The organism is Pseudodesulfovibrio mercurii (genome assembly GCF_000189295.2).
Lineage (GTDB): Bacteria > Desulfobacterota > Desulfovibrionia > Desulfovibrionales > Desulfovibrionaceae > Pseudodesulfovibrio > Pseudodesulfovibrio mercurii.
Window position 1 is genome coordinate 925989 of the sequence record NC_016803.1, and the last position, 26852, is coordinate 952840.

General features: G+C 67.3%; 26 protein-coding genes and 1 riboswitch. Of the genes, 1 reads left to right on the plus strand and 25 read right to left on the minus strand.

The window, feature by feature from the left end; translation table 11 throughout:
• Positions 1–4 precede the first annotated feature (4 nt).
• The 5 genes from thiE to thiS are packed head-to-tail and all read right to left on the minus strand — an operon-like array spanning position 5 to position 3411.
• The gene (thiE, locus tag DND132_RS04420) at positions 5–655 is read right to left on the minus strand and encodes a thiamine phosphate synthase (RefSeq protein ID WP_014321507.1); all 651 of its coding nucleotides are present in this window, start codon (positions 653–655) and stop codon (positions 5–7) included.
• Positions 655–1284: a sulfur carrier protein ThiS adenylyltransferase ThiF gene (gene thiF, locus DND132_RS04425; protein WP_014321508.1), complete on the minus strand. Its 630-nt coding sequence runs from the start codon at positions 1282–1284 to the stop codon at positions 655–657. Before thiF ends, thiE begins: the two co-directional genes overlap by 1 nt.
• Entirely contained in the window at positions 1281–2426 is a 1146-nt protein-coding gene (thiH, locus tag DND132_RS04430) for a 2-iminoacetate synthase ThiH (RefSeq protein WP_014321509.1), read from the minus strand. Before thiH ends, thiF begins: the two co-directional genes overlap by 4 nt.
• Positions 2423–3202 (minus strand): thiazole synthase, encoded by a 780-nt coding sequence (locus DND132_RS04435; protein ID WP_014321510.1) that lies wholly within the window; start codon positions 3200–3202, stop codon positions 2423–2425. Before DND132_RS04435 ends, thiH begins: the two co-directional genes overlap by 4 nt.
• An 8-nt stretch (positions 3203–3210) precedes the next feature.
• Complete coding sequence (gene thiS, locus DND132_RS04440; RefSeq protein WP_014321511.1) at positions 3211–3411, minus strand: sulfur carrier protein ThiS; 201 nt, start codon at positions 3409–3411, stop codon at positions 3211–3213.
• A 79-nt stretch (positions 3412–3490) separates the two neighbouring features.
• Positions 3491–3595: riboswitch (TPP riboswitch) on the minus strand.
• A gap of 111 nt (positions 3596–3706) precedes the next feature.
• Between thiS and DND132_RS04445 the strand changes: the two genes are divergently transcribed.
• On the plus strand, positions 3707–4147 hold the full coding sequence (locus tag DND132_RS04445) for a hypothetical protein (protein ID WP_014321512.1): 441 nt from the start codon (positions 3707–3709) through the stop codon (positions 4145–4147).
• A 130-nt stretch (positions 4148–4277) separates the two neighbouring features.
• On the opposite strand, the gene DND132_RS04450 is transcribed toward DND132_RS04445, so the two are convergent.
• The 20 genes from DND132_RS04450 to DND132_RS04545 form a co-directional block, all read right to left on the minus strand.
• Positions 4278–5708 carry an SH3 domain-containing protein gene (locus DND132_RS04450; RefSeq protein WP_014321513.1) on the minus strand — a complete coding sequence of 477 codons (1431 nt, stop codon included), beginning with the start codon at positions 5706–5708 and terminating at the stop codon, positions 4278–4280.
• 12 nt (positions 5709–5720) lie between these two features.
• Positions 5721–6230, minus strand: a complete 510-nt coding sequence (locus DND132_RS04455) for an OmpH/Skp family outer membrane protein (RefSeq protein WP_014321514.1) — start codon at positions 6228–6230, stop codon at positions 5721–5723.
• Between the two features lie 67 nt (positions 6231–6297).
• Positions 6298–8679 (minus strand): replication restart helicase PriA, encoded by a 2382-nt coding sequence (priA, locus tag DND132_RS04460; protein WP_014321515.1) that lies wholly within the window; start codon positions 8677–8679, stop codon positions 6298–6300.
• 7 nt (positions 8680–8686) lie between these two features.
• Positions 8687–9412, minus strand: a complete 726-nt coding sequence (locus DND132_RS04465; RefSeq protein WP_014321516.1) for a hypothetical protein — start codon at positions 9410–9412, stop codon at positions 8687–8689.
• Between the two features lie 61 nt (positions 9413–9473).
• A complete protein-coding gene (gene galU / locus DND132_RS04470) occupies positions 9474–10349 on the minus strand; it encodes a UTP--glucose-1-phosphate uridylyltransferase GalU (protein ID WP_014321517.1) in 876 nt (291 codons plus the stop codon).
• Positions 10350–10374: 25 nt separating this feature from the next.
• A complete protein-coding gene (glmM, locus tag DND132_RS04475; protein WP_014321518.1) occupies positions 10375–11727 on the minus strand; it encodes a phosphoglucosamine mutase in 1353 nt (450 codons plus the stop codon).
• A gap of 31 nt (positions 11728–11758) precedes the next feature.
• Positions 11759–12664, minus strand: a complete 906-nt coding sequence (locus DND132_RS04480; RefSeq protein ID WP_014321519.1) for a CdaR family protein — start codon at positions 12662–12664, stop codon at positions 11759–11761.
• 1 nt (position 12665) lies between these two features.
• Positions 12666–13415 carry a diadenylate cyclase CdaA gene (gene cdaA, locus DND132_RS04485; protein ID WP_014321520.1) on the minus strand — a complete coding sequence of 250 codons (750 nt, stop codon included), beginning with the start codon at positions 13413–13415 and terminating at the stop codon, positions 12666–12668.
• 9 nt (positions 13416–13424) lie between these two features.
• Positions 13425–14267 carry a dihydropteroate synthase gene (gene folP / locus DND132_RS04490; RefSeq protein WP_014321521.1) on the minus strand — a complete coding sequence of 281 codons (843 nt, stop codon included), beginning with the start codon at positions 14265–14267 and terminating at the stop codon, positions 13425–13427.
• Between the two features lie 15 nt (positions 14268–14282).
• The gene (gene ftsH, locus DND132_RS04495) at positions 14283–16343 is read right to left on the minus strand and encodes an ATP-dependent zinc metalloprotease FtsH (RefSeq protein ID WP_014321522.1); all 2061 of its coding nucleotides are present in this window, start codon (positions 16341–16343) and stop codon (positions 14283–14285) included.
• Positions 16344–16485: 142 nt separating this feature from the next.
• Complete coding sequence (gene argH, locus DND132_RS04500; protein WP_014321523.1) at positions 16486–17871, minus strand: argininosuccinate lyase; 1386 nt, start codon at positions 17869–17871, stop codon at positions 16486–16488.
• Positions 17872–17874: 3 nt separating this feature from the next.
• The gene (locus DND132_RS04505; protein ID WP_014321524.1) at positions 17875–19107 is read right to left on the minus strand and encodes an argininosuccinate synthase; all 1233 of its coding nucleotides are present in this window, start codon (positions 19105–19107) and stop codon (positions 17875–17877) included.
• A 25-nt stretch (positions 19108–19132) separates the two neighbouring features.
• The gene (gene argF / locus DND132_RS04510; protein WP_014321525.1) at positions 19133–20032 is read right to left on the minus strand and encodes an ornithine carbamoyltransferase; all 900 of its coding nucleotides are present in this window, start codon (positions 20030–20032) and stop codon (positions 19133–19135) included.
• A 130-nt stretch (positions 20033–20162) separates the two neighbouring features.
• Positions 20163–21737, minus strand: a complete 1575-nt coding sequence (locus DND132_RS17510; protein WP_050813944.1) for an AlbA family DNA-binding domain-containing protein — start codon at positions 21735–21737, stop codon at positions 20163–20165.
• A 2-nt stretch (positions 21738–21739) separates the two neighbouring features.
• Entirely contained in the window at positions 21740–22234 is a 495-nt protein-coding gene (gene ybeY, locus DND132_RS04520) for an rRNA maturation RNase YbeY (RefSeq protein WP_014321527.1), read from the minus strand.
• Entirely contained in the window at positions 22231–23163 is a 933-nt protein-coding gene (locus DND132_RS04525) for a PhoH family protein (RefSeq protein ID WP_050813945.1), read from the minus strand. The genes ybeY and DND132_RS04525 overlap by 4 nt, the downstream gene beginning before the upstream one ends.
• A gap of 52 nt (positions 23164–23215) precedes the next feature.
• Positions 23216–23929: an ABC transporter permease gene (locus DND132_RS04530; protein ID WP_050814000.1), complete on the minus strand. Its 714-nt coding sequence runs from the start codon at positions 23927–23929 to the stop codon at positions 23216–23218.
• 44 nt (positions 23930–23973) lie between these two features.
• Positions 23974–24708: an ABC transporter ATP-binding protein gene (locus DND132_RS04535; RefSeq protein ID WP_014321530.1), complete on the minus strand. Its 735-nt coding sequence runs from the start codon at positions 24706–24708 to the stop codon at positions 23974–23976.
• A gap of 3 nt (positions 24709–24711) precedes the next feature.
• A complete protein-coding gene (locus DND132_RS04540; RefSeq protein WP_014321531.1) occupies positions 24712–25638 on the minus strand; it encodes an ABC transporter substrate-binding protein in 927 nt (308 codons plus the stop codon).
• A gap of 119 nt (positions 25639–25757) precedes the next feature.
• On the minus strand, positions 25758–26843 hold the full coding sequence (locus DND132_RS04545; RefSeq protein WP_190275306.1) for an SO_0444 family Cu/Zn efflux transporter: 1086 nt from the start codon (positions 26841–26843) through the stop codon (positions 25758–25760).
• Between the last annotated feature and the right edge of the window lie 9 nt (positions 26844–26852).

A 26852-nucleotide genomic window follows, 5' to 3' on the forward strand; every position in this document is an offset into this window, starting at 1 on the left:
TGGGTTACTCCTTCGCCGCGTCCATTTGGTGACGCAGCGCGGTTATTGTGTCTGCAATATTCGCTCCCCCGACGATCTCGGTGACCAGGGCCGCGCAGCGCGCGCCGTGCCGGACCACCTCGCCGAGATTGTGCTCCTTGATGCCGCCGATGGCCACGAACGGGATGTCCAGATGGGCGACCACCCAGTCGAGGTATTCGAAGCCCACGGGATCGACCACGTCGTCCTTGGTGTAGGTCCTGAAGATCGGACCCACGCCGATGTAGTCCGCGCCGCACCGGACGGCCTCGCGGGCCTGTTCCGGGCTGTGCGTGGACAGGCCGATGGCCATGTCCGGGCCGACCAGCCGACGGACGCACTCCACGGGCAGGTCCTCCTGCCCCACGTGTACGCCGTCCGCGCCCACCAGGATGGCGATGTCGATGTCGTCGTTGACGATGAAGGCGGCCCCGGCCTCGCGGGTCATCTCGCGGATGGCGCGGCACTCCTCGAGCTTGGCGCCCGCCTTCTTCTCCTTCTCGCGATACTGGACCAGTTTGATGCCCGCGTCGAGCATCTGCCGGACGACCTCGACGTTGGACCGGCCCAGGGAGAATTTCTCGGCGGTCAGGCAGTAGAGGTCCGTGTCCAGGATATTGTGTCGGGTGATGGTCATCACTCGCCCTCCTTGCCGTTCATGGTCCCCAGGAAATGGGACAGGATCACGTCCGCCTGCTTGGCGGCGGCGATGCCCACCCTGGGCGACAGGGGCGGCGTGTCCAGGTTGCACTCGGTGGTCCCGTCGCCGATGAGATAGAAGTTGTCGCGAATCCTGCGGGTAACCAGGGCGTCGCCGTCGCCGCAGCCGCCGATGCCCGAGGCCGTGACCACCAGCCTCCCCAGGGGCAGCAGGGCCTCGACCAGCCGCTTCTTGGCCACGGCCCGGTCCAGGGCCTCGACCACGGCGTCGCACTCGCCGAACAGCCGCTTGACACGGGCCACGTCGATGCGCTCCACGTAGATTTCCAGCTCGAGGTCGGGGTTCACGGCGCGCATGTTGGCGGCCAGGGCCTCGGCCTTGAACTCGCCCACCTGGGCGCTGAAGAACGCCTGGCGATTCAGGTTGGAGAACTCCACGCGGTCGAAATCCACCAGGACGAAGCGGGTGAAGCCGCTGCGCACCAGGTGCATGGCGCAGTTGGAGCCCAGTCCGCCGCACCCGGCCATGCCGATCTTCACCCGTTGCAGCCGGGCCAGCCTGTCCTCGCCGATGTGGGCGGCGATCCCTTCCTCGACCTTGTTCATGCCCCCTCCATGGTTGCAGACGAAGTCTCGAAGATGGGCTCCCAGTCCTTGAACACGGGCTGGTATCCCTTGAGACGCAGGGCGGCGCAGACCTCGTCCACGCTGCGGGCGTCGCTGATGTCGAACTGGCCGGTGTTCTCCTCGTCGCTGGTCTCGGCGGAGTGCCCGCCCACGGCCGTGGACACGCCCGCGGACATGCGGGTCACGCCCAGCGGCAGGATGTTCTCGCGGAACTCGGCGTTCTCGCGGGTGGAGATGGTGATGCCCACCCTGGGCAGGAAGATGCGCAGGGCCATCAGGAACTGGACCATGTCCTTGTCCGAAACGATGGTCTTGGGCTCCCAGTCGCCCACGTGCGGACGCATGCGCGGCAGGGACACGGCGATGTCCGTCTCCGGGTAGCGGTGCATGAGATAGGCCGCGTGCAGGCCGGTCAGGAGCGCGTCGCGCCGCCAGTCGCCCAGCCCCAGGAGCGCGCCGATGTTGACCACGCGCATGCCCGCCCGGCAGGCCCGTTCCGGAGCGTCCAGACGGAAGCGGTAGTCCCGCTTGGGCCCCTTGGGGTGGAGCACGGCGTACAGCTCCTCGTCGTAGGTCTCCTGGAACATGGTCATGCCGTCCACGCCCGCCTTGACCAGGCGCGCGTACTCCTCCCCGGTCAGGGCGAAGACCTCGATGGACACGGACGGGAAGTGCTTGTTCAGGACCCTGGTGCAGGCCTCGAGGTAGTCCACCCCGGTCTTGGCCGGGGCGTCGCCCGTCAGGATGAGCAGGTTCTTGAGCCCGGTGGCCGCGATGGCCGCGCCCTCCACGTCCACCTCCTCCAGGCTGAGCATGGAGCGGTGGATCTTGTTGGTGCAGTTGAACCCGCAGTAAACGCAGTGGTTGGTGCAGATGTTGGCCAGGTAGAGGGGAGTGAACAGGCTGACTGTCCGGCCGAAGTGCTGGACGGTCAACCCGCTGGCCTTGCGGGCCATCTCCTCGAGCAGGGTGGAGGCGGCCGGGCTCATCAGGGCCATGAAGTCCTCCACCGTGGCCGTGGTCCGGTTCAGGGCCCGGCGCACGTCCTCTTCCGTGAAGTCGTCGAAACGCGCGTCGGGCAGCGCCTCGGCGTAGGTTTCGATGAGCGGGTAAAAACTCATGCCGCGCCTCCCAGGAAACCGGTCAGGGGCGAGGAGGCGTCGGCCAGCATCCGTTTCGCGCCGGGACCGGACAGGTACGCCTCGCGCCCGGCCCGGACCGCGCGACCGAAGGCGCGGGCCATCATGACCGGATCGGCGGCCGTGGCGATGGCCGTGTTGACCAGGACCGCGTCCGCGCCCATCTCCATGGCCTCGCAGGCCTCGGACGGACGGCCGATGCCCGCGTCCACCACGATGGGCAGGTCGATCTCCTCGATGAGGATGCGGACCATCTCGCGGGTCTTGAGCCCCCGGTTGGTGCCGATGGGCGCGCCCAGCGGCATAACCGCGGCCGCCCCCGCATCGACCAGGGCCTTGGCCACGTACAGGTCGGCGTTGACGTAGGGCAGGACGACGAAGCCCTCCTTGGCCAGGATCTCCGTGGCCTTCACGGTCTCGTAGCCGTCGGGCAGGAGGTAGCGGTTGTCCGAGATGACCTCGATCTTGATCCAGTCGCCGCAGCCCATGGCCCGGGCCAGCCGGGCGATGCGCACTGCCTCGTCGGCGTTGCGCGCGCCCGAGGTGTTGGGCAAAAGCTGCATGTGTTCGGGAATGCAGTCCATGACGTTGCCCGTGGTGGACTGAAGGTCGACCCGGCGCAGGGCCACGGTGATGACCTCGGAGCCCGAGGCCTCGCAGACGGCCGGGATGATCCCGTCGTCGCCGTATTTTCCGGTGCCGGTGAACAGGCGGCTGGTCAGGGTCCTGCCGCCGATGGTGAAGGTGTCCTTGGTCATGCGTGCTCCTAGCCCCCGCCCACGAAGCGGAGGATTTCCAGATGGTCGCCGTCGTTCAGGCTCACGGACTCGAAACGCTCGCCGGGCACGATGTCCCCGTTGCGTTCGACGACCACGGCCTGGGGCGCGATCTCCTTGGATTCGAGCAAGGCGAGAATGGTCAGGGGCTCGTCCAGCTCCGCCGCCTTGCCGTTGATGGTGACGATCATAACGGTCTCCTTGCAGGCGCGATGCCAAAGAAAAAGCGCCTGCCTCCGAGGTGAGGCAAGCGCTACATGATGACGAATTTCGACCCTGTGGCAGCTTCCCTACGTCGGTATTGTCCGAATCAGGTTCAAAGGGTCGGATCCGCTCGATCCATCTCAGCCCCGAAGGGCCCCCCTAGCTGAGAAAGAACCTATGCCCTTTTCCAACCCCTGTAAAGTTATTCATGGACACTAAAGTACCGTCCTGAAGCGGCCGATAAGGCTGCCGAGGCATATCATACAACGGGGGATGTCCTTCATGTTTTCCACATTGTTCCAGGCCACCGGTTTCAAGCGGGCCCTCGACCTGTTCGAGGCGGGTCGGTTAGACGAAGGCAGGGTGCTGCTCAAGAGCCTTCAGGACGAGTTCCTGGCGGTCTGCGACGAGAACGAGGCCCTCAAGCGGCAGTTGGCCGAGGTGGCGGAAGTCCTCGACCTGGCGGAAAAGGTTCGGTTCGACGGCCAGAAGTACTGGCTCGACGAGGACGGCGAGCGCAAGGGGCCCTTCTGCCAGGTCTGCTACGACCGCGACGGGCTGCTGGTCCATCTGCACCGGCACGAAAAGCACTGGGAATGCCAGAGCTGCCACAGCCTCTACGTGGCCTCGGGCGAGGCCGACAAGCCCGCGCCCAAGAAGCCGCGCATGCGCTCCGCCATGGAAAAGAGCGTGCCCCTGTTCCTGGAACAGGAAATGGGCTGATCCGGCCCCGCCACGCGAGAAAAGCCCCCGCACGGAACGCCGTGCGGGGGCTTTTTCTTGACGTTGATTTTCCGATGGGCGGAATCGAATCCCGAAGGCCGCTTTGCGGAGAAAGAACGCAGGGACCGGCCTAGAGGAACTTGGTCCCGAACAGGGTGGCCCTCCGGGTCCAGAGTTCGGTCATGCCGTCGTAGTCGAACTTGACCATGCCCCAGGCCAGGTCGTCCACGTTCATGCCCGGCAGATAGACCGCCACGAGCACGTTCTTGGTCACCCGGCGATGGTCCTTCCACAGGCTGGCGGCAAAGTCCTGAAGGGCCGCGCGGTCGGGCAGCTTGGTGGTGGACAGGAAGACCTTGAGCACGATCCAGACCTGACCATACTCGCGGGTCTCGGACTGTTCCAGGAGCTTGTAGCGGTAGCCGTGGGCGGTCTGGTCCGGGGTCGGATCGGGCCGTTTGACGTCCTGGAAGGCGGACCGGTCGATGACCAGGGTCTGCTGCTTTCCGGATTCGGGCGCGGTCCGGGGCTCATAGGCCGGTTCCGGCGCGGTCCGGGGCTCGGACTTCGTGGCCTCGGCCTTGATGGCGGCGGCCGAAAGCTCGGGTGCCTCCACCTTGGTGGGCCGGGCGGGTTCGGCGGGTTTCGCCGGGGCCTCGGCCCGGACGGACGCGGCCTGGGGCGTCACCGGCGCGACCACCACGCCCGCCTCGCGCGAATTGGCGTCCATGGCCGAGCGCAGGGAGTAGCCCAGGGAACTGCTCTCCGAGCGGATCATGTCGCTGGCCTTGAAGACCGCGTACCAGCCGTTGGCGAGCAGGCCGAGCTGAACCACGTCGCCGGGCCGCAGGGTCCTGACCAGGGGCGAATTGGTGGTCCGGCTCTGGTACACGTTGACCTCGTTGGTCAGGGCCACCCGCTGGATGGCCGTGGACTGCTGTTCGGGCGCGGCTTCGGCCCGGACCGGCGCGGCGGGCGCGGCGGCCGGAGCCGGGGCCGGGGCTGCGGCGGCGACCGGAGCCGGGGCTGCGGTGCGCTCCCCTGCCGGGACCGGCTCCAGGTACTTGGTGCTGCAATAGCCGATGCCGTTCATCTTGGAACGGATGGTCGCCTCGGCCGAAAAGACCATGGTCCAGTCGTCCTCGGGAAAATCGATGAGCACGGGCTCCCCGGCCTCCAGGGTGCGGACCTTGGTCCCCCGGACGTTCGGCTCGGAGCGGATGTTCAGCTTGGTGGACGAGCGGACCAGCTCACCCCACGGCTTGGGCTCGTAACGGTCCCGTGTGGACGTGAGGAACTTGGCGTTGGAGTAGCCGGCGGCCTTGGCCTCGCTCGGGTCCGTGGCGGCGGGCTCGTAGATGGCCACCCAGCCGTCCTTTTCGTGGGCCACCCGGACCTTCTGTCCGGCGTACAGGCTGCCTATCCACTCGGCCTTGGGCGAACGGCCGTCGCGCAGGTTGAGCGGACGGTCCGTGTACATGATCCTGCCGAAGGCGAAGGCGGAGGAAGCGGCCAGGACCAGGGCCAGGGCCGCGACGAGAGTCAGGGAAAGTCTGCGCATGATCGTCACCCCCTACTTCATGGAGTTGAGTTCACGGATGACCCGGTCCGTGATGTCCATGTTGCCGTCCACGTAACCGATGATCTCCGGGTCGGTCAGGATCATGGTGAACCCCTGCTCTCGGGCGATCTCCCTGAGGATGGAGTCGGCCCGGCGCATGACGAAGCGGATCAGGCGGCGTTCCTCGTCCTGAATCTCCTGGTTGCTGTTCTGGACCAGCTGCTCGTAGCCGCGCACGGCCAGGCGCAGCTCGTTCTCGCGGCTCTGCTGTTCGCTCACGGACAGGGCGTCCTCCTTGAGGCCCTCCTGCAACTTGTTGACCTTGTCCAGGGCCCCGCGAACGCGGCGGTCCTTTTCCTTGCCCAGTCCGGCCAAGTCCTCCTGGGCGATCTTGCCGATCCTGGACTCGTTGATGATCCGCTGCGGGTTGACGAACCCGACCTTCGAAGGTTGGGCCGAAGCCGAAACCGCAGGCAGGAGCAGGACGGCGCACAGCCACAGGCACAGGGAAAAACGCTTCATAGGGGGTGATTACCTCATTGTTGCAAAGTGGGGCCAGCCTAGCCGACAACCCGGCCCCTGTCGATACCTACAGGGTGGACAGGGGGTCGAGGTCCAGGCCGGTGCGGACCGTGCGCGGGTCGGGGTTGGCCCGGACCATGGCCGCGTACAGCCCCCGGACCTTGCCCCAGTCGTCGGACTTGAGCAGGCAGTTGAACCGCCTGCGCCCGCGCAGCATGGCCAGAGGCGCGGGGGCCGGGCCGAGCACGTCCACCTGAAGCGCCCTGCCCTGCTCGCGCAGGACCTGGCCCAGGAGGTTGACCGCTGCCTGGCCGTTCTCGAAGTCCGCGGGAAAGCTGATGCGCACCAGGGCCAGATGCGAGAACGGCGGGTAGCGGAACAGGGTCCGCCGGGATATCTCGCGGTCGAAGAATCCCCGGTAGTCGCCGCCCAGGACCTCCTTCCAGATGGGGTGGTCCGGGTTGCGCGTCTGGATAAGCACCCGGCCCGGCCGGTCGCCGCGCCCGGCCCTGCCCGCCACCTGGACGAGCAGCTGGAAGGTCCGCTCCGAGGAACGGTAGTCCGGCAGGTTCAGGCCGAGGTCGCCGTCGGCCACGACCACCAGGGTCACGCCGGGGAAATGGTGCCCCTTGGAGATCATCTGGGTGCCCACCAGGACCTGGGCCTCGCCCCGCCCGAAGGCCCCGAGAATCTCCTCCAGCCGCTCCTGCTGCCGAGTGGAGTCGCGGTCCAGGCGCAGGACCCCGGTGTTCTCGGGCAACAGTTCGGCCAGGGTCTCCTCCAGCTGTTCCGTGCCCTCGCCCATGGGGATGAAATGCGCGCCGCCGCACTTGCGGCAGGTCAGGGGCCAGCCGTAGGTCCGGCCGCAGTAGTGGCAGACAAGTCGCTCGCGCCCCTTGTGGTAGGTCATGCCCACCTCGCAGTCCGGGCAGCGCACGGTCTCGCCGCAGTCCAGGCAGTACATGAGCGGGGCGTAGCCGCGCCGGTTGAGCATGACGATGACCTGCTCCCCGGCCTCGACGGTCTCGCGGACCGCCTCGCGCACTTTGGGCGACAGGAGCTGCCCGGAACCGCCGATGTCGGCGATGTTGACCAGCTCCACCTCGGGCAAGCGGCTGTCGCCCACCCGCTCCTTCAGCGTGGACACCCGGATGCGCCCGGTGACCGCCGCCTGGAAGGTCTTGACGTCGGGCGTGGCCGAACCGAGCAGGAGCAGCCCCTTGTTGCGGCCGGTGCGGAACCAGGCCACCTCCTTGGCGTGGTAGGCCAGCCGGTCCTCCTGCTTGAAGGACTCGTCGTGCTCCTCGTCCATGACCACCATGCCCAGGTCGGGCAGGGGCAGGAACACGGCGGACCGGGTGCCGACCACCAGGACCGGGTCATGGCCTCCGGCCAGCTCGCGGAAGGCGGCCTCGCGCTTCTTCGGGCTCTGGTAGCCGTGGTAGAAAATCGTCCGGTACTGCGGAAACCGCCGGGCCACGGTGCGGTAGAGCTGGCAGGCCAGGGCCACCTCGGGCGCGAGGAAGAGCACGGACCGCCCCCGTTCCAGGAGCCGCCGGGCCATCTCCATGTAAAGCACGGTCTTGCCGCTGCCGGTCACGCCGTGGACCAGGTGCGCGCCGCCGCCCCGCTCCATGGTCTCGGTCATCTCGTCCAGGGCGGTCCGCTGCTCCGGGGTCAGGGTGAAGGCGCAGCCGGGATCATCCCCTTGGCTCCCGCCCTCTCCGCCCCGGCCCGCGCCGTCGATCTCGGCCAGATGATCGGCGGTCAGCTCGCCCATGCGGACCACGCCCGCGCCCTCCAGCCGGGCGGCCGTGTCCGGGGCCCAGTCGCCCAGGGAATGGCGCAGGGCATAGAGGGACTGCGGGCCGTTCTCCATGAGATATTCGAGCAGCCTGAGCTGCCGCTTGGCGTTGGGCCGCACGGCCCACGGCGGGTCGGAGAGGAGGGACACGAAGCGTTCCTCGGCCTCCTTCCGGGCGTTGACGCGCACGCGCATGCGCCCGTCGAGCCACAGGGCCAGGAGGGCCTCCCGATCCCTGTCCCCGGCCCGGACGATGTCCGGCGGACGCAGGGAGCCGGGCAGGTCGCGGCCGGTCATGTGCCGGTCCACCTTGAAGGTCACGGCCGCCGTGCGCAGCCCGCGCGGCAGGGCTATCTCCAGAATGCGGCCCACGTGGACCATCTGCCGGGCGGCCAGGTTCACGGCCATGTCCACGAAATCCTTGTCCAGCAGCGGCGCGGGCTCCAACGGCCAGATCATGTTCCGAATCTCCACGCCCTCGGGCGCGGACTCGGCCGGACCGACCACCACGCCCGCCCGGTGGGACTTGCCGAAGGGGATGACCACCCGCTGCCCCGGAGCCAGGGGCGGGAAATGGGAAGGGAGCCCGTAGGTCCACGTCGCATAGGGCGGACTGACGAGCGTTACCTGCCAGAGATCGGCCATGACGGGATTACTTGGTCCCTGGATAGCGGAAGGCGTCGCGCAGAAAACCGAAGGGCTCGGCCGGTTCCACGCACGGCGCGGGATCGAGCCCCTCGCGGGCGTAGAGCTCTTCGCCGCCCGCATTGTTCAGCCGGACCCACTGCACGTCGGCGGCCAGTTCGCCCCGGTCCGTGCGCACGGTCACCCGGCCCGGCACGCGGTAGCCCGCAAAGGTCCGGTAGTCGGCGAACTCCACGGAGATCATGCCCGCGGCGGAAGAATAGCGGACCAGGAGCGGGGCCAGGTCCTCGTTGTTCAGATAGACCGTGGGCCGGGCCGCGTCGGCCGGATTCGCGCCGAGCATGAGGCACGGGTCCTCGCCGCAGAAGCCATAGTCGCCCGCGGTCACGTCCACGCCCCAGGCCTGCCAGGCCTTGACCGGATGGGGAACCATCCAGACGAACAGGGGCGACAGGGGGAAGGGACCGGGGGTGCACGCCCCGACCACGTTGCCCAGCGACCCCACGGCCACGGCCTTGCCGTCCGCCCGCCACTCCTGCCGCCAGCGGCCGCCCGCGTACCACAGGTCCACGGCCACGCCCGGATGGTCCGGGAAGGTCATGGTGGCCTGCCACGAACGCATGGGGCCGTAGTGCTTTTGCAGGCGCGCGGCCAGTTCCTCGCCGTCGGGCACGAAGGCGTGGGCGGGCAGCGCGGTCAGACACAGGAGCAGTAATGTCAGCAGGGTCTTCATGGTCTCTCTGATTCCGGTTCGGAACGGCGGGCGCGCCGGGCGCCCGCCGGTTCAATACGCATTAGGTCGAGGAGCAGGACAACAGTTCCCGCAGCCGCTTGACGAGATCGTCGCGCAGTTCCTCGTCCTGCAGGGCGAAGTAGATGTTGGCCGTGAGATATTCCACCCAGTCGCCCGCGTCAAACCGCTGGCCACCCAGCCGGACCGCCAGGAGCTTGTCCCGGTCGGCCAGCCCCTGAAGGGCGTCGGTCAGCTGAATCTCGCCGCCCACGCCCGCGCGCTGGCCCTCGAGGATGTCGAATATCTCGGGCAGCAGGACGTAGCGGCCGATGATGGCCAGGTTGGACGGGGCCTTCTCGGGCGCGGGTTTTTCCACCAGGCTGGTCACGCGGTAGGTGTGCGAGTCGATGGCCTCGCCCTGGATCACGCCGTAGCGGCTGACCTTGGCCTTGGGCACCTCGATGACGCCGATGACGGCCTTGCCGGTCTCCTTGGCGGTCTTGATCAGCTCGCCGATGCCGGTCTGCACGCCGAACATGAGGTCATCGCCGAGCATGACCGCGAAGGGCTGGTCCTGACAGACCTCGCGGGCGGTCAGCACCGCGTGTCCCAGGCCGAGCTGCTGTTTCTGGCGCACGCCGATGACGTTGACCAGGCTGGCCACGCGGCGGACCTCCTCGAGCATGGCGGTCTTGCCCGCGCGCTCCAGGAGCTGCTCCAGGAGGAAGTTGCGGTCGAAGTGGTCCTCGATGATGGTCTTGTTCTGGTTGGTGATGAAGACCACGTCCTTCAGGCCCGCGCTGATGCCCTCCTCCACTATGTACTGCACGATGGGCTTGCGGAAGATCGGCAGCATCTCCTTGGGGACGTTCTTAGTGGCCGGGAGTGAACGGGTGCCCCAGCCAGCGACCGGGATGACGGCTTTGGTGATATCCATGGGATCCTCCGCTGTGGAAGTTGAACTACTTCAAGTGCTTCTCGCACGCCTCAACAATGTCGCCCGTCAATTTCTCCACCAGCTCCGGGTCCTGGCCCTCGACCATGACGCGGCAGACCGCCTCGGTGCCGGAGTAGCGCAGGAGCACTCGGCCCTTGCCCTTGAGGGCGGCCTCCACCCGGCGCACGGCCTCCTGGACCTCGGGGGCCTGGTCAAAGGGAACCTTGCGCTTGACGTGGACGTTCCGGAGCACCTGGGGGAAGGGTTCGAGCAGCCCGGCCAGTTCAGACAGGGGCCGCTCCCGCTCGCGCATGATGCGCAGAAGTTGCAGCGCGGCCAGGAGCCCGTCGCCCGTGGTGGCATGGTCCATGAAAATGAGATGCCCGGACTGCTCGCCGCCCAGGGTCGCCCCCTCGCGGCGCATGGCCTCGACCACGTAGCGGTCGCCCACGTCCGTGCGCAAGAGCCGCCCGCCGTGCTCGGTCATGAACAGTTCGAGCGCCATGTTGGACATGACCGTGGCCACGAGCATGTTCCCGGGCAGCCGGTCCTTCTCCATGAGCTCCAGGGCGCACAGGGCCATGATCTGGTCGCCGTCCAGGATGCGGCCGTTCTCGTCGCAGACGATGAGTCGGTCCGCGTCGCCGTCCAGGGCGATGCCCAGGTCCGCGCCCTCCTCCACGACCATCCTGGCGATGACCTCGGGATAGAGGGAGCCGCATTTCCGGTTGATGTTCAGGCCGTCCGGGTTCACACCGACCTTGACCACCTCGGCCCCCAGCTCCTCGAGCACGTCCGGGGCCACGCCGTAGGCCGCGCCGTGGGCGCAGTCGAGCACGATCTTGAGCCCGTCCAGGGTCAGGTGCGGGGAAAAGCTGTTCTTCAGGTAGACGATGTACCGGCCGCGCGCGTCGGCGATCCGATGGGCGCGGCCCACGTCCTCGGCCGGGGGATAGTCCCACTTGGTGTCCTGGCCCAGGACCAGCTCGCTGATCTCGTCCTCGACCTCGTCGGGCAGCTTGAAGCCGTTGCGGTCGAAGAACTTGATGCCGTTGTCCATAAACGGGTTGTGCGAGGCGGAGATGACCACGCCGAGATCGGCGCGCATGTTCCGGGTCAGAAAGGAGATGGCCGGGGTGGGCATGGGGCCGACCAGGAAGACGTCCATGCCGTTGGCGCACAGGCCGCTGGTCAGGGCGGTCTCGAAGACGTAGCCGGACAGCCGGGTGTCCTTGCCGATGACCACCCGGTGATGCTTGTCGCCGTTGCGGAAGTACTGCCCCGCCGCCAGGCCGAGCCTGAGGGCGATCTCGGGGGTCATGGGGAAGATGTTCCCCTGCCCCCGCAGGCCGTCGGTTCCGAAAAGCCTCTGTTTCATGACACGCTCCAACTTGTCGCCCGGCGGGCGGCTAATTCTTTTTGATGACGGTGGTGACCGTCTCGGGATTCTTCTTTTCGAGCCTGCACCCTTCGGGAAGGGTCACCTCGTAGTTCATTTCGAACTCGCCCTCGGCCACCTTGCCGCCGAAGACCACGGAGGCCAGGATGGCCTTCCGGTATTCGTCGTCGTGGAACAGGAAGACCGGGCCCTGGATGAGCAGGCGCACGTAACGTTGGGAGACCGAGACCTTGTACCCCTCGGGGTCCTGGTACTCGATGGGCACCTTGACCCATATCTCGCGGGTCTTGGGCGCGAAGTAGGCCTCCACGTTGACCTGGCCGGGCGAGGCCTCGATCTCGTCGGGGACCTCCAGGGCCACGTCCTCGGCCCAGGACCGGGGCACGTCCTCGGGGAAGTCGCCCTTGAGGACCACCCGGGTCTTGGAAATCTTTCTGAGCAGGGTCTCGGGCCCCCGGATGGTGACCACGTCGGGCGAGGCCGTGACCTCCTGCAACCGGTAGTCGGAATTGAGGTTGCCCGCCCAGGCGGCCTCCACGGTGATCTTCTTGGAGATGCGCCGGTCCACGGTCAGGCGCAGCCGGTTGGGCCGGACCTCGATGATCTCGTAGGTGGAGGACAGGGGAATCTTGGCCGGGTCGATGTCCACCACCTGCTCGCCGATCTTGAGGTTGCTGACGTTGATCGGATAGACCAGGTTCTGGGAGGACAGGTTGCCGACCAGCCCCTTGGGCCCGCGCAGGCGGACCTGAATCTTGTCCACCAGGCCGTCCTCGATGATCAGCCCCTCGGGCGGGTTGGTCATGACCACGGGCATGTCCACCCACGTCTCGACCACCTCACGGCCGGTGACCAGGAACCAGGTGAACACGGCCAGGGCTACGGACAGCAGTACGGTTTGCCAGTTCTTGAGCATGTCAGCGCCCCAAAGCGTTCTTGAGCACGCGCCGCAGGCGCGTCTCGTCCAGGCTGGTGGTCAGGCGGCCGTTCATGGCCACGGAAACTTCGCCCCGCTCCTCGGAGACCACCACGGTGATGGCGTCCGACCCCTCGGAAATGCCGAGCGCCGCCCGGTGCCGGGTGCCGTACATGGGCTGGCCGCGCAGCTTGTTGGACAGGGGCAGGATGCAGGCCGCGGCCACGATGCGGTCGCGGCGGACGATGATCGCCCCATCGTGCAGGGGCGTGTCGGTGAAAAAGATGGTCTCGATGAGTTCCTTGTTGACCTTGGCGTCCAGCTCGATGCCGCGCTCGATGATGTCGCCCAGCGGCATGTTCTTCTCGATGACGATGATCGCGCCGGTGGAGGAGTGCGACATGGACATGACCGCCTGGGTCAGCTGGTCCAGGGTGTCGTCGCGCACGTTGGACTTGGTCCAGAACCGCTTGGTGCCCACCGAGGCGAGCCCCTTGCGGATGTCGGTCTTGAACAGGATGACCACCACCAGGAACAGGGAGGTCAGGAACTCGCCGAGGAGCGCGTTCAGGGTGTAGAGGTTGAATTTCTCGGCCACGTAGTAGACCACGAGCACGATGACCAGGCCGTAGAGCACGGCGGCGGCGCGGGTCCCCCGGACGAGGACGATGATGTTGTAGTAGATGAAGGCCACCAGCCCGATGTCGAGCAGGACCCTCCAGGTGACTTGAATACCGAAAAGCTCAAACATGCTCTTTAACTACGCCAATTCCCGAGCTATGGTCAACGTCTGTCGCGTTAATTCGACTTCGTGCACGCGATGGATGGGCACGCCCCTGGCCGCCAGCACGGCCGTGGCCGCCTGGGTGGCGTTCCCGCGCTGCCCGACCTCGAGCCCGAGGAGCCCCTGCCACAGGGACTTGTTGGACAGCCCCATGTACACGGGCAGGCCGAACAGGTTGAAGCGCTCGATCTCCCGCAGGATGGCCAGATTGTGTTCGAGCTTCTTGCCGAAGCCGATGCCGGGGTCCAGGACCACCCGGTCCAGCGGCAGTCCGGCCCGCTCCAGGACCCCCAGCCGCTCCTCGAAAAAGGCCAGGATGTCCTCCACCACGTCGTCGTAGCGCGGCTCGTCCTGCATGTCTTCGGGGCGGCCCAGGGAGTGCATGAGCACGTAGCCGGGCTTGTACTCGACGAGCACGTCCAGCAGCTCCGGCTCGAAACGGAACCCGGACACGTCGTTGACGATGGCGGCCCCGGCCTCGAGGCAGCGGGCGGCCACCTTGGCCTTGTAGGTGTCCACGGAGATGACCGAGCAGGTCCGGGCCGCGATCAGCCCCTCGACCACGGGCAGGACGCGGGCCAGTTCCTCGGCCTCGCTCACCGGTTCTCCGTAGGGCCGCGTGGACTCGCCGCCCACGTCCAGGATGTGCGCGCCCTCGCGGGCCAGCCTGAGCCCGTGGGCCACGCCCGTGACCGTGTCGGGGTGGGTCCCGCCGTCGTAGAAGGAGTCCGGGGTCACGTTGACGATCCCGGCAATAAAGAAGGGGGCTGGTCCCAAGACCTTGCCCCCCTTAACTGTCCATATTGTATCGTGCATCATCGGTACGTCCGGTGATTATTGCAGTTTGTTCTTGCCGTCGTCCCCGTCGTGTCCGTCTCCCTCGCCCTCGTCGAGGATGAAGTCGTCGCCGGAACCGCCGGAGGATTTTCCGGCGTCCCCGGACTCGCCGGGTTTCTCGCTCACGGGCTCATAGCCGGGGCCAGAGGGCTGGGCGGCCCGGCCGTCGGCGGTGTAGCCCGAGGCCGTGCCCGACGAACCCGCACCCGAGGGTGCGCTCGAGGAGCCGGAGTGGTTGGCCGGCTCCATGGGCGGCAGCGGCTTGCCCTCCATGAGCAGGTCGATGTCCGCGCCGGTGATGGTCTCGCGTTCCAGCAGGGCCATGGCGATGCGGTCCAGAATCTCGCGGTTGTCCTTGATCAGGCTGGTGGCCTTCTCGTAGGCCTCGTCCACGAAGCGCCGGACCTCGGAGTCGATCAGCTTGGCCGTCTCCTCGCCGTAGTTCTTGTTGTGGATGAGTTCGCGGCCCAGGAAGACCTGCTCCTGGTTGTCGCCGAAGCTCATGGGCCCGAGCTTGTCGGACATGCCCCACATGCAGACCATGTTGTGGGCCGTCTTGGTGGCCCGCTCGATGTCGTTGCTGGCCCCGGTGGTCAGCTGGTCCAGGACGACCTCCTCGGCCACGCGACCGCCCATGAGCACGGCCATGTTGTTGGTCAGGAACGCCTTGGAATAGTTGTGACGGTCCTCGCCGGGCAGCTGCATGGTCACGCCGAGCGCCCGCCCGCGGGGGATGATGGAGACCTTGTGCACCGGGTCGGTGCCGGGCAGGAGCTTGGCCACCAGGGCGTGACCGCCCTCGTGGTAGGCGGTGGTCCGCTTCTCCTCCTCGGACAGGATCAGGGAACGGCGCTCGCGGCCGCCCATCATGACCTTGTCCTTGGCCTCCTCGAAATCGTTCATGTCCACCCGGTCCTTGCCGAGCTTGGCCGCGCCGAGCGCCGCCTCGTTGACCAGGTTCTCCAGGTCCGCGCCCGAGAAGCCGGGGGTGCCCCTGGCGATGATCTCCAGGTTGACCTCGGGGGACAGCGGGGTCTTGCGGCAGTGCACCTTGAGGATGCGTTCGCGGCCGCGCAGGTCCGGGCTGGGCACGACCACCTGGCGGTCGAAGCGGCCGGGCCGGAGCAGGGCCGGGTCGAGCACGTCCGGGCGGTTGGTGGCGGCCACCAGGATGACGCCCTCGTTGGACTCGAAGCCGTCCATCTCCACGAGCAGCTGGTTCAGGGTCTGCTCGCGCTCGTCGTGACCGCCGCCCAGGCCGGCGCCGCGCTGGCGGCCCACGGCGTCGATCTCGTCGATGAAGATCAGGCACGGGGCGTTCTTCTTGCCCTGGGCGAAGAGGTCGCGCACGCGGGACGCGCCCACGCCGACGAACATCTCGACGAAGTCCGAACCGGAGATGGAGAAGAACGGGACGCCCGCCTCTCCGGCCACGGCCCGGGCCAGCAGGGTCTTGCCGGTGCCGGGGCCGCCCACCAGGAGCACGCCCTTGGGGATGCGTCCGCCCAGACGGGTGAACTTGCGCGGCTCGCGCAGAAAATCGACGATCTCGGAGAGTTCCTCCTTGGCCTCGTCCACGCCGGCCACGTCATCGAAGGTGACCTTGGCGGTCTCCTCGTTGATCAGCCGCGCCTTGGACCGGCCGAAGCTCATGGCCCCGCGCCCGCCGCTGCCCCCGCCCTGCATCTGGCGCATGAAGAAAATCCACACGCCGATGAGCAGGATCATGGGGAACCAGGAGAGCAGCAGGGTCAGATACCACGGCGAATCCTCCGGCGGCTCGGCCTTGACCTCCACGCCCTTGGCGATGAGGGTCTCGATCATCTTGGGATCTTCGGGAGCGTAGGTCTGGAACTGTTCGCCGGAACTCTTCAGGCCGGTGATCTTCTGGCCCTGGATCTTGACCTGGGCCACGGCGCCGCTGTCCACCATGGACAGGAACTCGCTGTAGGACGGCGTGTCCTTGGGCACGGGCGGCTGATTGAAAAGGTTGAACAGGACGACCATCAGGATGAAGATTATCGCCCAGATGACAAGATTTTTCATATGATTGTTCAAAGGAGAGTCCTCCGTAAGGGTCTATTGAACGGCCCGGGGGGCCCGCTGAGTCCGCGTTGCCGCGATTTCAGGAATCTAGAGTAATGCCGTCGTTTCAAAAATCAAGTGAATCGGCAAAAAAACCCGGATTACGGACAGCCCCCTACAGGGACCCGAGCCACGCCCGCAACGCCCCGATCTGCGCGGCCACGGACGCCGGTCCGGTGCCGCCGGGGGTGATCCGCCGCTCGATGGCCGCGTGATAGTCGAGTACCGCGTAGACGTCCTCGCCGATCTCGCCGGAGAAACGCTTCAGCTCGGCCAGGTCCAGGTCCTCGAGTCCCACGCCCTTGCCTTCGGCATAGGCCACGGCCGCGCCGGTGATGTGGTGCGCCTCGCGGAAGGGCACGCCCTTGGCGGCCAGGTAGTCGGCCAGCTCCGTGGCGTTGAGGAAGCCGCGCCTGACGGTCTGCGCCATCTTTTCGGGCACGAACTCCATGAGCCGGAGCATGTCGGCCATGATGCCGAGCGACGCGGAGACCGTGCGGTCGGCGTCGAAGAACGGCTCCTTGTCCTCCTGCATGTCCCGGTTGTAGGTCATGGGCAGCCCCTTGATCAGGACGAGCAGCCCCATGAGGGAGCCGACCACCCTGCCGGTCTTGCCGCGCATGATCTCGCAGGCGTCGGGGTTCTTCTTCTGGGGCATGATGGAGGAACCCGTGGAGTACTGGTCGGGCAGCTTCACGTACCCGAAATTCGGGTTGGCCCAGATGATCAGCTCCTCGCACATGCGCGACAGGTGGGCCATGATCAGGGAGCCCGCGAACACGGCCTCGACCACGAAGTCGCGGTCGGAGACGGCGTCCATGGAGTTGGCGAAGGTCTCGGTCAGCCCCAGGTCCTCGGCCACCAGCGCGGGGTTCACCGGGTGGGTGGTTCCGGCCAGGGCCGCCGCGCCGAGCGGCATGACCCGGACGCGCTTCAGGGCGTCGGCCACGCGCTCATGGTCGCGCTTGAACATCTGGCAGTAGGCCAGCAGGTGGTGGCCCAGGGTCACGGGCTGGGCGGGCTGGAAATGGGTGCAGCCGGGCAGCATGGTGTCCTTGTGCTCCTCGGCCCGGTCCACGTAGACCGTTATCAGGGCGGCCAGCTTCTCCTGCCACCCGGCCAGGCGGGCGGCCACGTGCAGCCGGAAGTCCAGGGCCACCTGGTCGTTGCGGCTGCGCGCGGTGTGCAGCTTGCCGCCCAGCGGGCCGATGAGTTCGGTCAGCCGGGACTCGACGTTCATGTGCACGTCTTCCATGGCGGCCTTCCATACGAACTCGCCGGACTCGATCTCGGCCTTGACCCGGTCCAGCCCCTCGCACAGGGTCCGGCCCTCGTCCTCGGTCAGGAAGCCTTGTTTGGCCAGCATGCGGGCATGGGCCTGGGAGCCGCGGATATCCTCGGCGTACAGGAGCCGGTCAAAGGACACGGACTCGGAAAACGCTTCCATGGACGCGGCGGTTCCCTTGGAGAACCGCCCGCCCCACATCTTCTTGTCTGCCATAACTTACTCGCAGGAGTCTTCGGACTCTTTCCCGCCCCACTTGGACTGCTGCATGCGGCCCTTCAGGCGCAAGCCCACCAGCTTGATGAACCCGGCGGCGTCGGCCTGGTCGTACACGTAGTCTTCCTCGAAGGTGGCCAGTTCGGAGTTGTAGAGGGAGAACGGGGACTTGCGGCCCAGCGGCACGCAGTTGCCCTTGTACAGCTTGAGCCGCACGGTGCCGGTGACCTTCTCCTGGGACTTGTCGATCATGGCCTGCAGGGCCTCGCGTTCGGGCGAGAACCAATACCCGTAGTAAACCATCTCGGCGTACCTGGGAATGAGGGAATCGCGCAGGTGCATCATCTCGCGATCCATGCACAGCCCCTCCAGGTCGCGGTGGGCGGCGGCCAGGATGGTCCCGCCGGGGGTCTCGTACACGCCGCGCGACTTCATGCCCACGAAGCGGTTCTCGACCATGTCCACCCGGCCGATGCCGTGCTTGCCGCCCAGCTCGTTGAGCTTGGCCAGCAGGGCCGCCGGGGAGTACTTGACCGAGTTGATGGCGATGGGATCACCGGCCTCGAAGTCGATGGTGATCTCCTCGGGCTCGTTGGGGCACATCTCGGCCGGGGTGATGTTCCGGTAGCAGTCCGGACCGGGCGCGTTCCACGGGTCCTCCAGCTCGCCGCCCTCGAAGGAGGTGTGCAGCAGGTTGGCGTCAATGGACCACGGCTTCTTGCGGCTGACCGGGATGGGAATCTCGTTTTCCTGGGCGAAATTCATCAGGTCGGTGCGGGACTTGAGCTCCCACTCGCGCCAGGGGGCGATGGTCTTGAGCCGGGGGTTGAGGGCCATGGTGGCCAGCTCGAAGCGGACCTGGTCGTTGCCCTTGCCGGTGGCGCCGTGGGCCACGGCCTGGGCGCCCTCCATCTCGGCGATCTCGACCATGCGCTTGGAGATCAGCGGCCGGGCGATGGCCGTGCCGAGTAGGTAGCGGCCCTCGTACAGGGCGTTGGCCCGGAACATGGGGAAGACGTAGTCGCGGACGAACTCCTCGCGCAGGTCCTCCACGTAGGCCTTGACCGCGCCGGTCTTGAGGGCCTTGGCCTCGATGCCGTGCATCTCCTCGCCCTGGCCGAGATCCGCGGTCATGCAGATCACGTCGCAGTCGTAGTTGTTCTTGAGCCACTTGAGAATGATGGAGGTGTCCAGCCCGCCGGAGTAGGCCAGCACGACCTTGTCTATCTTCTGCATCGTAAATTCCTCGTACTGTGTCGAATTATTTAAAGATCCACTCAAGGATCGCCTTTTGCGCGTGGAGCCGGTTCTCGGCCTGGTCCCAGACGATGGAGGCCGGGGACTCGAAGACCGCCTCGGAGACCTCCTCGCCGCGATGGGCGGGCAGGCAATGCATGAAGGAGGCGCCCGGCGCGGCCAGGCCCATGAGAGCCTCGTCCACCATGTACCCGGCGAACGCGACCTCGCGCTTCTTCTGCTCCTCTTCCTGGCCCATGGAGGCCCAGACGTCGGTGTTGACGTAGTCCGCCCCGTCCACGGCCCGCTTCGGGTCGTCGGTCAGGGTGATCCTGGCGCCGAGGTTCACGGCCTTGTCCAGGATGGCCGCGTCCGGGGCGTACCCCTCGGGGCAGGCCAGGGAAAGTTCGTAGCCGAAGGCGGCCGCACCGTTGATGAAGGAGTGGGCCATGTTGTTGCCGTCGCCCACCCAGGCCACCTTGACCTTGTCCAGGTCCGGGGTGCGCTCGTACATGGTCAGGATGTCGGCCATGACCTGGCACGGGTGGTATTCGTCGGTCAGGGCGTTGACCACCGGGATGTCGCCGTAATCGACCAGGGTTTCAAGCTTTTCCTGGCCGAAGGTGCGCATGATGATCCCGTCGGCGTAGCGCGACAGGACGCGGGCCGTGTCCTTGATCGGCTCGCTGCGGCCCAGCTGGGAGTCGCGGGCGGAGATGAACACGGGCTCGCCGCCCAGCTGACGCACGCCCACCTCGAAGGAGACGCGGGTCCGGGTGGAGGCCTTCTCGAAAATCAGCAGCAGGGTCTTGCCGTCCAGAAGATCCGTGCGGACCTTGCCGTCCTTCATCTCCTTGGCGCGCAGGATGACCTGCCTCACTTCATCCTTGGGGATGTCCAGAATGGTCAAAAAATGTTTGGGCATCGTACGTTTACTCCCTCAGCGATTGCCTTGATATCAACAAAGAGATGGAGTTTGGCCCATATTACCATGAATGTAAAGGGATTTGGCCCCCGGAAAATGGGGAAAACCCAGGCGGCGCATGGCCGCGCGGCTACTGGTGCTTCTTCAGCCAGTCGTGGAACTGCCTGAGGGTCAGGCACCGGCTGGCCGGGCCGCTGCGCACGTAGAATTCCTCGCCCTTGGCCGCGTCCAGAATGGCCGGGGCCTGGGCCTGGATACAGTGCACGCGCAGGACCCGCCTGTCGTCCACCGCGATGATCCGGCTGTCGATGTAGCGCGAGAACTCGGTGCCGATGTGCCGGTCCACCAGATTGTTGAAATGCAGGAGCGCCCTGTCGTCGCTCTCGAAACCGTCCTCGTCGAAGCCGGTCACGGTGCCGTCGTCGGCCACGCCGATGAGCAGGGTCCCGCCCTCGGTGTTGAGGAAGGCGGACACGGTCTTCAGGCAGGCGTGCTCGATCTCCTTGCCGTTCTTGCCGGACTTGAGGTTGAAGCGCAGGGTCTGCTTGAATTCCAGCCGGCCGCCCTCCCCCGAACGGATGAGGTCGAGCACGTCCCCGGCGCTGGCTGCCGCCTCGCGGCGGCGGCCCAGGGACTCGATGCGCTCACGGTTGCGGTGCAGGACGAAGAGCACGCCGAAGGCCATGAGGATGAGGACCACGGCCCCGGCCTGGAGGAAGGAGTCGCTGGTCAGGGTGGACAGGACGTTCTTGCGCGGCACGGCCACGCCCAGGGAGAGGGTGTCGCCGAAGATGGACAAGGGCATGGCCCAGGTCCACCAGACCTCGTGGTCGCTGACGAAGGAAAAGGGCTTGCCCGGCGCGCCGTCAGGGGCCTTGGCATGGGTGGCCAGCCCGGACACGGCCAGCCGGACCACGGGATCGGGCAGCTGCTCCGGGGCCAGGGCCCGTCCGGCCAGGTCCGGACCAACGTCCGCGCCCAGGCCGCTCACGGGCATGGCCCGGCCGTCGCCCCAGTAGAGGAAAATCCGTTCGGCACCGCCCCGCTCCGCCTCGCTCAGCTGGGACAGGATGGCCTCGGCCGGAAAGGCGAAGGAAAGCATGAGCCGGTCGCCCGCGCCCGACTCCGCCAGGGAGGAGGCCGTGATCCAGGCCGCGCTGACGTGATGGAAGCGGCCCGCGCTGCGCCAGTTGACCTGGCCCGGCTCCAGGTGGCTGAACTCGTCGGACAGGACGCGGTCCACCTGGTGCAGGTCCATGTCCCAGCCGGTGAAGGGCTCCTTGTCCGGCCTGCCGTCCTTGAGCAGGGTCCAGGACACGGCGGTGTGCAGTTCGTCGGGCACGGCCTCGACCGTGCCGCCGAAGCGCCGGGTCAGCAGGTAGCGCAGCCCCTGGCCGTCGCTGACCATGATGGCCGAAAGGTTCTGGTGGTCCCGGAGGACCGTGCCGAATTCCCGGCGCAGGGCCTCGGACTTGAGGCTCTTGAGCAGCCCCTGGCCCATCTCCTGGTTGGAGTTGCGCACCGCGTTGAGGAGCACGGTCACCGCGCCGGACAGGCCGCGCGCGGAACTCTCCACGGCCACCACCGCGGCGTCGTGGCGGATCTCGCGCACGCCCATGTAGGCCAGCGCGCCCACGGCGGCCACCACGAAGATGACGCCGTAGAAGACCAGCTGGTAGAGTTGCCTGCCCCGGAGACCGTGCATGCTCACAGGGGTGCCTCCGCATGTTCGAGCAGGGCCAGGTCCACGGCCGCGTCGGTCATGTCGAACATGACCTCGCCGTGGTCGAACCCGGCCAGATGCAGCAGGCCGTGGGCCAGCAGACGGGCCAGGTGCTCCAGGGGGAGCTGGCCGTACAGGTCGGTCTCCCTGGCCAGCGCGTCCACGGACAGGGCCAGTTCGCCGAGGAATTCGCCGTCGTCCTCCGGGTCGCCGACCTCCCCGTCCGCCAGGGCGTCGGTCCCGTCCCCGTCGCGGGCCGGAAAGCTGAGGATGTTGGTCGGGCCGGTGCAGCCCAGGAACTCGCGGTTCAGGCGGGCGATCTCGCGGTCGTCCACCAGCTTGAGCAGGAAGGTGCGGCCGGTCAGTCCCAGGGCGTCCAGCAGGGTTGCGGCCAGTCCGGACAGCTCGCGCCGGGACAGGGGAAACCTCGGGTCGAGCCGGGTCTCGTAGAGGATGTCGGCCGGGCCGGTCACGCTCATTCCGCCTCGCCTTCGCGGGTTTCGTAGGCCTTGACGATGCGTCCCACCAGGGGGTGGCGGATGACGTCCCGCTCGTCGAAAGTCACGAAGCGCACGCCCTTGACCCCGTCGAGGATGCGCCGGGCGTGGACCAGGCCGGACTTGGCGTGGACCGGCAGGTCGATCTGGGTGATGTCGCCCGTGACCACGGCCTTGGAGCCGAAGCCGAGCCGGGTCAGGAACATCTTCATCTGCTCGGGCGTGGTGTTCTGGGCCTCGTCCAGGATGATGAAGGCGTCGTTCAGGGTGCGGCCGCGCATGAAGGCCAGGGGGGCCACCTCGATGACCCCGGAGTCCTGGTAGTCCTGGACCTTGGCGAAGTCGAGCATGTCGTGCAGGGCGTCGTACAGGGGCCGCAGGTAGGGGTTGATCTTCTCGGCCAGATCGCCGGGCAGGAAGCCGAGCTTCTCGCCCGCCTCCACGGCCGGGCGGGTCAGGACGATGCGCTTGACCTCGCGCCGACTCAGGGCGCCCACGGCCATGGCCACGGCCAGGTAGGTCTTGCCCGTGCCCGCCGGACCGATGCCGAAGGTCATGTCCGCGTCGCGGATGGCGTCGAGATATTCCCGCTGGTTCAGGGACTTGGGCGACACGGTCCGCTTGCCGGAGGTGGCGTAGACGTCGCCCTTGAAGACCTCGCCGACGTCGGCCGAGGGCTGGCGTTCGAGGATGCGGCAGGCGAAGTCCACGTCCTGGGGATACACGGCCTTGCCGCGCCGGACCATGGCGTAGAGCTGGGTCAGGACCTGGGCGGCCAGGTCGGCCCTTCCCTCCTCCCCTTCCGGGGCGGTGATGGTCAGGGTGTTGCCCCGGCTGTCGATGCGCACGCCCGCGCGCTCGGCCAGGAGCTTGAGGTGCTGGTCGTGGGGACCGAAAAGCTGGCCGGCCATGCGGCCGTCGTCGAATTCGAGCTTGGTGACGGGCAGAACGATTTCCTCCCAGTTAGTCCTTGGCGCGCAGGAACATCCACCTGCACGCCTTGCGCTCCAGCACGTTGGCGACCTCGTACAGGGCCGCGCCCATGATGGACATGCCGAGAATGCCGGAGAACATGGTCAGATAATCCATGGCTCCCCAGGCGTCCATTATCATGTAGCCCAGGCCGCGGGTGGTGGCAAAGGATTCCACGAAAAAGAGCACGGCCACGGACACGCCGGTGCCCAGGCGCAAGGCCGTGAACCCGTGCGGCAGGGCCGCCGGGAGCAGGACCTCGCGCAGGACGTCCATGTGCCCGCCGCCCAGCGAACGGACCGAGTCGAAATACTTGGGGTGGATGGAGCGCACCCCGTCGCGGGTGGTGACCAGGACCTGGTAGCCCAGGATCAGGGCGATCATGGCGATCTTGGAGGTGTCGCCCAGGCCGAGCAGGAGCAGGAAGATGGGCAGGAGCACGATCTTGGGCACCGGATAGGTCAGGAAGACGAAGGGCGACAGGACCCTGTCCACGCGCTTGACGCTGCCCATGACCAACCCCAGCGGGAAGGCGATGATCCAGGCCAGCCCCATGCCCGTCACCGAGCGGTACAGGCTGACCCCGAAGTGCTCCCAGAAGATTTGCGTGGACATGGCCTGGACCAGGGCGACCAGGGCGTCCTCGGGATCGGGCAGGATGACCCCGCCCATGGACACGGCGGCCAGCTTCCACAGGACGCCCATGACCAGGACGACCAGGCCGTAGCGCAGCGCGACGTTGAACAGCCTCACCACTGGGCCTCCACGGTGTGGCGCAGTTCCCTGAGCAGCGCGAAGCAGGCCTCGGTGTCGCGGATGCGCGCGTCGCCGAAGCCGGGGTTGTCGAACACGGCCACGGGCCGGGCCGGACGCGCGGACATGACCATGATCCGCTGCCCGAGCATAACCGCCTCCTCCAGGGAGTGGGTGACCAGCACGTAGGGCACGCGGCGGACCAGCCAGGTGTCGAGCAGGGCCAACTGGAGCCGCTCGCGGGTCAGGGCGTCCAGGGAGGAAAAAGGTTCGTCCAGCAGGGTCAGGCGGGGCCGGGTGACGAAGGCCCGGGCGATGGCCACGCGCTGCTGCTCGCCGCCCGAGAGGGTCGCCGGGTAGTCGTTCTCGCGGCCGGTGATGCCGACCTCGGCCAGCTGGGTGCGCGCCCGCTCCATGCGTTCGCGGCGGCCCACGCCCTGAATCTTGAGGCCGAGCGCCACGTTGTCGATGACCGTGCGCCAGGGCAGCAGCCCGTAGTCCTGGAGGATGATGGAGATGTCCGAGGCCGGTCCGGCGATGGGCTTGCCGTCGAGGAGCGCCCGGCCCGTGTCGGGCGCGGACAGCCCGCTCAACAGGTAGAGCAGGGTCGTCTTGCCGCAGCCGGACGGGCCGACCACGGCCAGGGTCTGCCCTTCGGCCAGGGTGAAGGACACGTCCGTAAGGACGGTCCTGCCGTCATAGGACTTGCCCAGGTTCTCGGCGGTCAGCATGGGCTACTTGCGCACGGGCGGCAGGGCCACGGCATCGGCCACCCGCGCCTTGAGCAGCCCCTTGGCGATCATCCAGTCCTGGACCTCGGCCAGTTCGGCCGGTGCGGGCAGCTCCGGCGCCGGGTAGGGATAGACCGGAAATCCGGAGACCAGCGGCTTGGGGATGCGGCAGGTCTCGGCCATGAGCGGCCGGTACTTCTCCGGATTTTCGGCCAGGAGCCGGATCGCCTCGCGGTAGGCGGCCAGGAATTTGTCGTAGGCCGCGCCGTTGTTCTCGAAATAACGCTGGTGCAGGCAGAGCACGGTCACGGGCAGGTTCAGGTCCTCGGCCGTGACCAGGACGTTGCCGCCCTTGAGTCTGGCCAGGGACAGGAGCGGCTCGGGCAGGAGCGCGGCGTCCACCTGATCGGTCAGGAGCATCTGCAGCCGGATGGGCATCTTCTTGACCTCCAGCTGCGAGAAATAGCCGCGCTTGACCCCGAGATGGTCCTCCAGCCTGTCGCAGAGGAACTCCATGATCGTGGACCTGGACAGGGCCAGGGAGCGGCCCTGCATCCCGGCAAGGTTTTGGTCGCGGTTGGCGGGCGACAGGGCGATGCCGAACATGGGATAGCCCGGCGTGGTCCGCCAGGAGGTCAGGGCGATGCGCATGGGCACGCCCCGGTCCAGGAGCAGGTAGGTGGCGATGAGGTCGCCGAAATACCCGTCGATCTGGCCGGTCTGCATGGCCGTGTCGCGCTCCAGGGCGGACATGAACCGGACCAGGGTCACGTTCAGGCCGTGCTTGGCGAACAGCCCTTCCCTGTCGGCCACCTGCAACGGCAGGGTGTCGATGACCGGCAGCACGCCGAAGCGCATGGCGGCGTCTTGCGCCCGTGCGGTGGTGGCCAGGGCCAGGATCACGGCCAGGGCGAGGAGGATTTTCTTCATACCGATTCCCCTTGGATTTGCTGGCGGGCTTTTAGCATGTTGCGCAGGGAAAGAAAAGGCGCGACCGCCCGTTATGACCGCGTCGGGGGAAAGGTTCCGACCGGAACCCGGAATCAGCCTCAGCCGCCCGAGTCCGCGTGCCCGCCCCGCCCGACGAAGCTCCTGGCCACCAGGGTCAGGAGGATCAGGGCCGAGGCCACGCCCACCCAGTGGGGCAACAGCTCGTCCACGTTCGAGACCGTGGCCCGGATGTCCAGGCCGAGCGCGGCGTAGAGATGGTCCGTGGCCCAGGCCAGGGCCAGGGAGCAGACCACGATGGAGGCCACGTACAGCCCGGCGGCGCGCTTGCCCAGGGTCTTGAGCATGACCGTGATGGTCGCCCCGTTGGTGGCCGGTCCGGCCAGGAGAAAGACCAGGGCCGCGCCGGGCGAGAGCCCCTTGAGCAGGAGCGAGGCCGCGATGGGCGTGGAGGCCGTGGCGCAGACGTAGAGCGGCAGGGCCACCACGAGCATGGCCAGGTAGGAGAGCGGACCGCTGCCCACCCAATGGTCCAGGGCGTCGGCCGGAACCAGGGCCGAGATGAGCCCGGCCACGAGCACGCCCACCAGGAGCCAGCGGCCGATGTCCTCGATCATCTCGCCGAAGGCGTGGCGCATGCCCGAGGCGAAGCGGGCCCCGAAGGTGGCTCGCGGAGGCACGGCGCAGCTGCCGCCGCAGCCGCAGCTTGAGCGCGGGGCCGGTCCGGCGGACAGTCCGTCGGCCAGTCCGGCCAGGGGCGCGGGCGCGTCCTTTTCGTCCGGAAACAGGTTGATGAGCACCCCGGCGAACACGGCGGTCAGGGAGGCGGCCACGGGCCGGATGGCGGTCATGAGCGGATCGATGAGGGCGTAGGTCACGGCCATGGAGTCCACCCCGGTCTCGGGGGTGGAGATCATGAAGGCCGTGGTCGCGCCCTTGCTGGCCCCCTGTCGGCGCAGCCCCAGGGCCGTGGGCAGCACGCCGCAGGAGCACAAAGGCAGCGGCACGCCGATGACGGCGGCCTTGAACACCGAGCCCACGGACCGCCCGCCCAGGTGGCGGGCCATGAACGCGTCGGGCACGAACCCCTTGAGCAGTCCGGCCACGAAAAAGCCGAAGAGCACATAGGGGGAGGCCTCCACCAGGACGTGCCAGGACTCCGCCAGGACATTGAAAACCATCTCCATCATACACTC

Excerpts from the sequence above, each read along its gene's own strand:
- DND132_RS04435 (WP_014321510.1), bottom strand. The coding sequence starts at position 3,202 with ATGACCAAGGACACCTTCACCATCGGCGGCAGGACCCTGACCAGCCGC.
- DND132_RS17510 (WP_050813944.1), bottom strand. The coding sequence starts at position 21,737 with ATGCACGGTCTCCGGGGCAGGCAACTCTACCAGCTGGTCTTCTACGGC.
- thiF (WP_014321508.1), bottom strand. The coding sequence starts at position 1,284 with ATGAACAAGGTCGAGGAAGGGATCGCCGCCCACATCGGCGAGGACAGG.
- thiE (WP_014321507.1), bottom strand. The coding sequence starts at position 655 with ATGACCATCACCCGACACAATATCCTGGACACGGACCTCTACTGCCTG.
- galU (WP_014321517.1), bottom strand. The coding sequence starts at position 10,349 with ATGGATATCACCAAAGCCGTCATCCCGGTCGCTGGCTGGGGCACCCGT.
- thiS (WP_014321511.1), bottom strand. The coding sequence starts at position 3,411 with ATGATCGTCACCATCAACGGCAAGGCGGCGGAGCTGGACGAGCCCCTG.
- DND132_RS04450 (WP_014321513.1), bottom strand. The coding sequence starts at position 5,708 with ATGCGCAGACTTTCCCTGACTCTCGTCGCGGCCCTGGCCCTGGTCCTG.
- DND132_RS04525 (WP_050813945.1), bottom strand. The coding sequence starts at position 23,163 with ATGGCCGGCCAGCTTTTCGGTCCCCACGACCAGCACCTCAAGCTCCTG.
- DND132_RS04455 (WP_014321514.1), bottom strand. The coding sequence starts at position 6,230 with ATGAAGCGTTTTTCCCTGTGCCTGTGGCTGTGCGCCGTCCTGCTCCTG.
- argH (WP_014321523.1), bottom strand. The coding sequence starts at position 17,871 with ATGGCAGACAAGAAGATGTGGGGCGGGCGGTTCTCCAAGGGAACCGCC.
- DND132_RS04535 (WP_014321530.1), bottom strand. The coding sequence starts at position 24,708 with ATGCTGACCGCCGAGAACCTGGGCAAGTCCTATGACGGCAGGACCGTC.
- cdaA (WP_014321520.1), bottom strand. The coding sequence starts at position 13,415 with ATGTTTGAGCTTTTCGGTATTCAAGTCACCTGGAGGGTCCTGCTCGAC.
- DND132_RS04465 (WP_014321516.1), bottom strand. The coding sequence starts at position 9,412 with ATGAAGACCCTGCTGACATTACTGCTCCTGTGTCTGACCGCGCTGCCC.
- glmM (WP_014321518.1), bottom strand. The coding sequence starts at position 11,727 with ATGAAACAGAGGCTTTTCGGAACCGACGGCCTGCGGGGGCAGGGGAAC.
- DND132_RS04545 (WP_190275306.1), bottom strand. The coding sequence starts at position 26,843 with ATGGAGATGGTTTTCAATGTCCTGGCGGAGTCCTGGCACGTCCTGGTG.
- ybeY (WP_014321527.1), bottom strand. The coding sequence starts at position 22,234 with ATGAGCGTGACCGGCCCGGCCGACATCCTCTACGAGACCCGGCTCGAC.
- priA (WP_014321515.1), bottom strand. The coding sequence starts at position 8,679 with ATGGCCGATCTCTGGCAGGTAACGCTCGTCAGTCCGCCCTATGCGACG.
- thiH (WP_014321509.1), bottom strand. The coding sequence starts at position 2,426 with ATGAGTTTTTACCCGCTCATCGAAACCTACGCCGAGGCGCTGCCCGAC.
- DND132_RS04530 (WP_050814000.1), bottom strand. The coding sequence starts at position 23,929 with ATGGGCGTCCTGTGGAAGCTGGCCGCCGTGTCCATGGGCGGGGTCATC.
- DND132_RS04480 (WP_014321519.1), bottom strand. The coding sequence starts at position 12,664 with ATGCTCAAGAACTGGCAAACCGTACTGCTGTCCGTAGCCCTGGCCGTG.
- DND132_RS04540 (WP_014321531.1), bottom strand. The coding sequence starts at position 25,638 with ATGAAGAAAATCCTCCTCGCCCTGGCCGTGATCCTGGCCCTGGCCACC.
- argF (WP_014321525.1), bottom strand. The coding sequence starts at position 20,032 with ATGCCCAAACATTTTTTGACCATTCTGGACATCCCCAAGGATGAAGTG.
- folP (WP_014321521.1), bottom strand. The coding sequence starts at position 14,267 with ATGATGCACGATACAATATGGACAGTTAAGGGGGGCAAGGTCTTGGGA.
- DND132_RS04505 (WP_014321524.1), bottom strand. The coding sequence starts at position 19,107 with ATGCAGAAGATAGACAAGGTCGTGCTGGCCTACTCCGGCGGGCTGGAC.
- DND132_RS04445 (WP_014321512.1), top strand. The coding sequence starts at position 3,707 with ATGTTTTCCACATTGTTCCAGGCCACCGGTTTCAAGCGGGCCCTCGAC.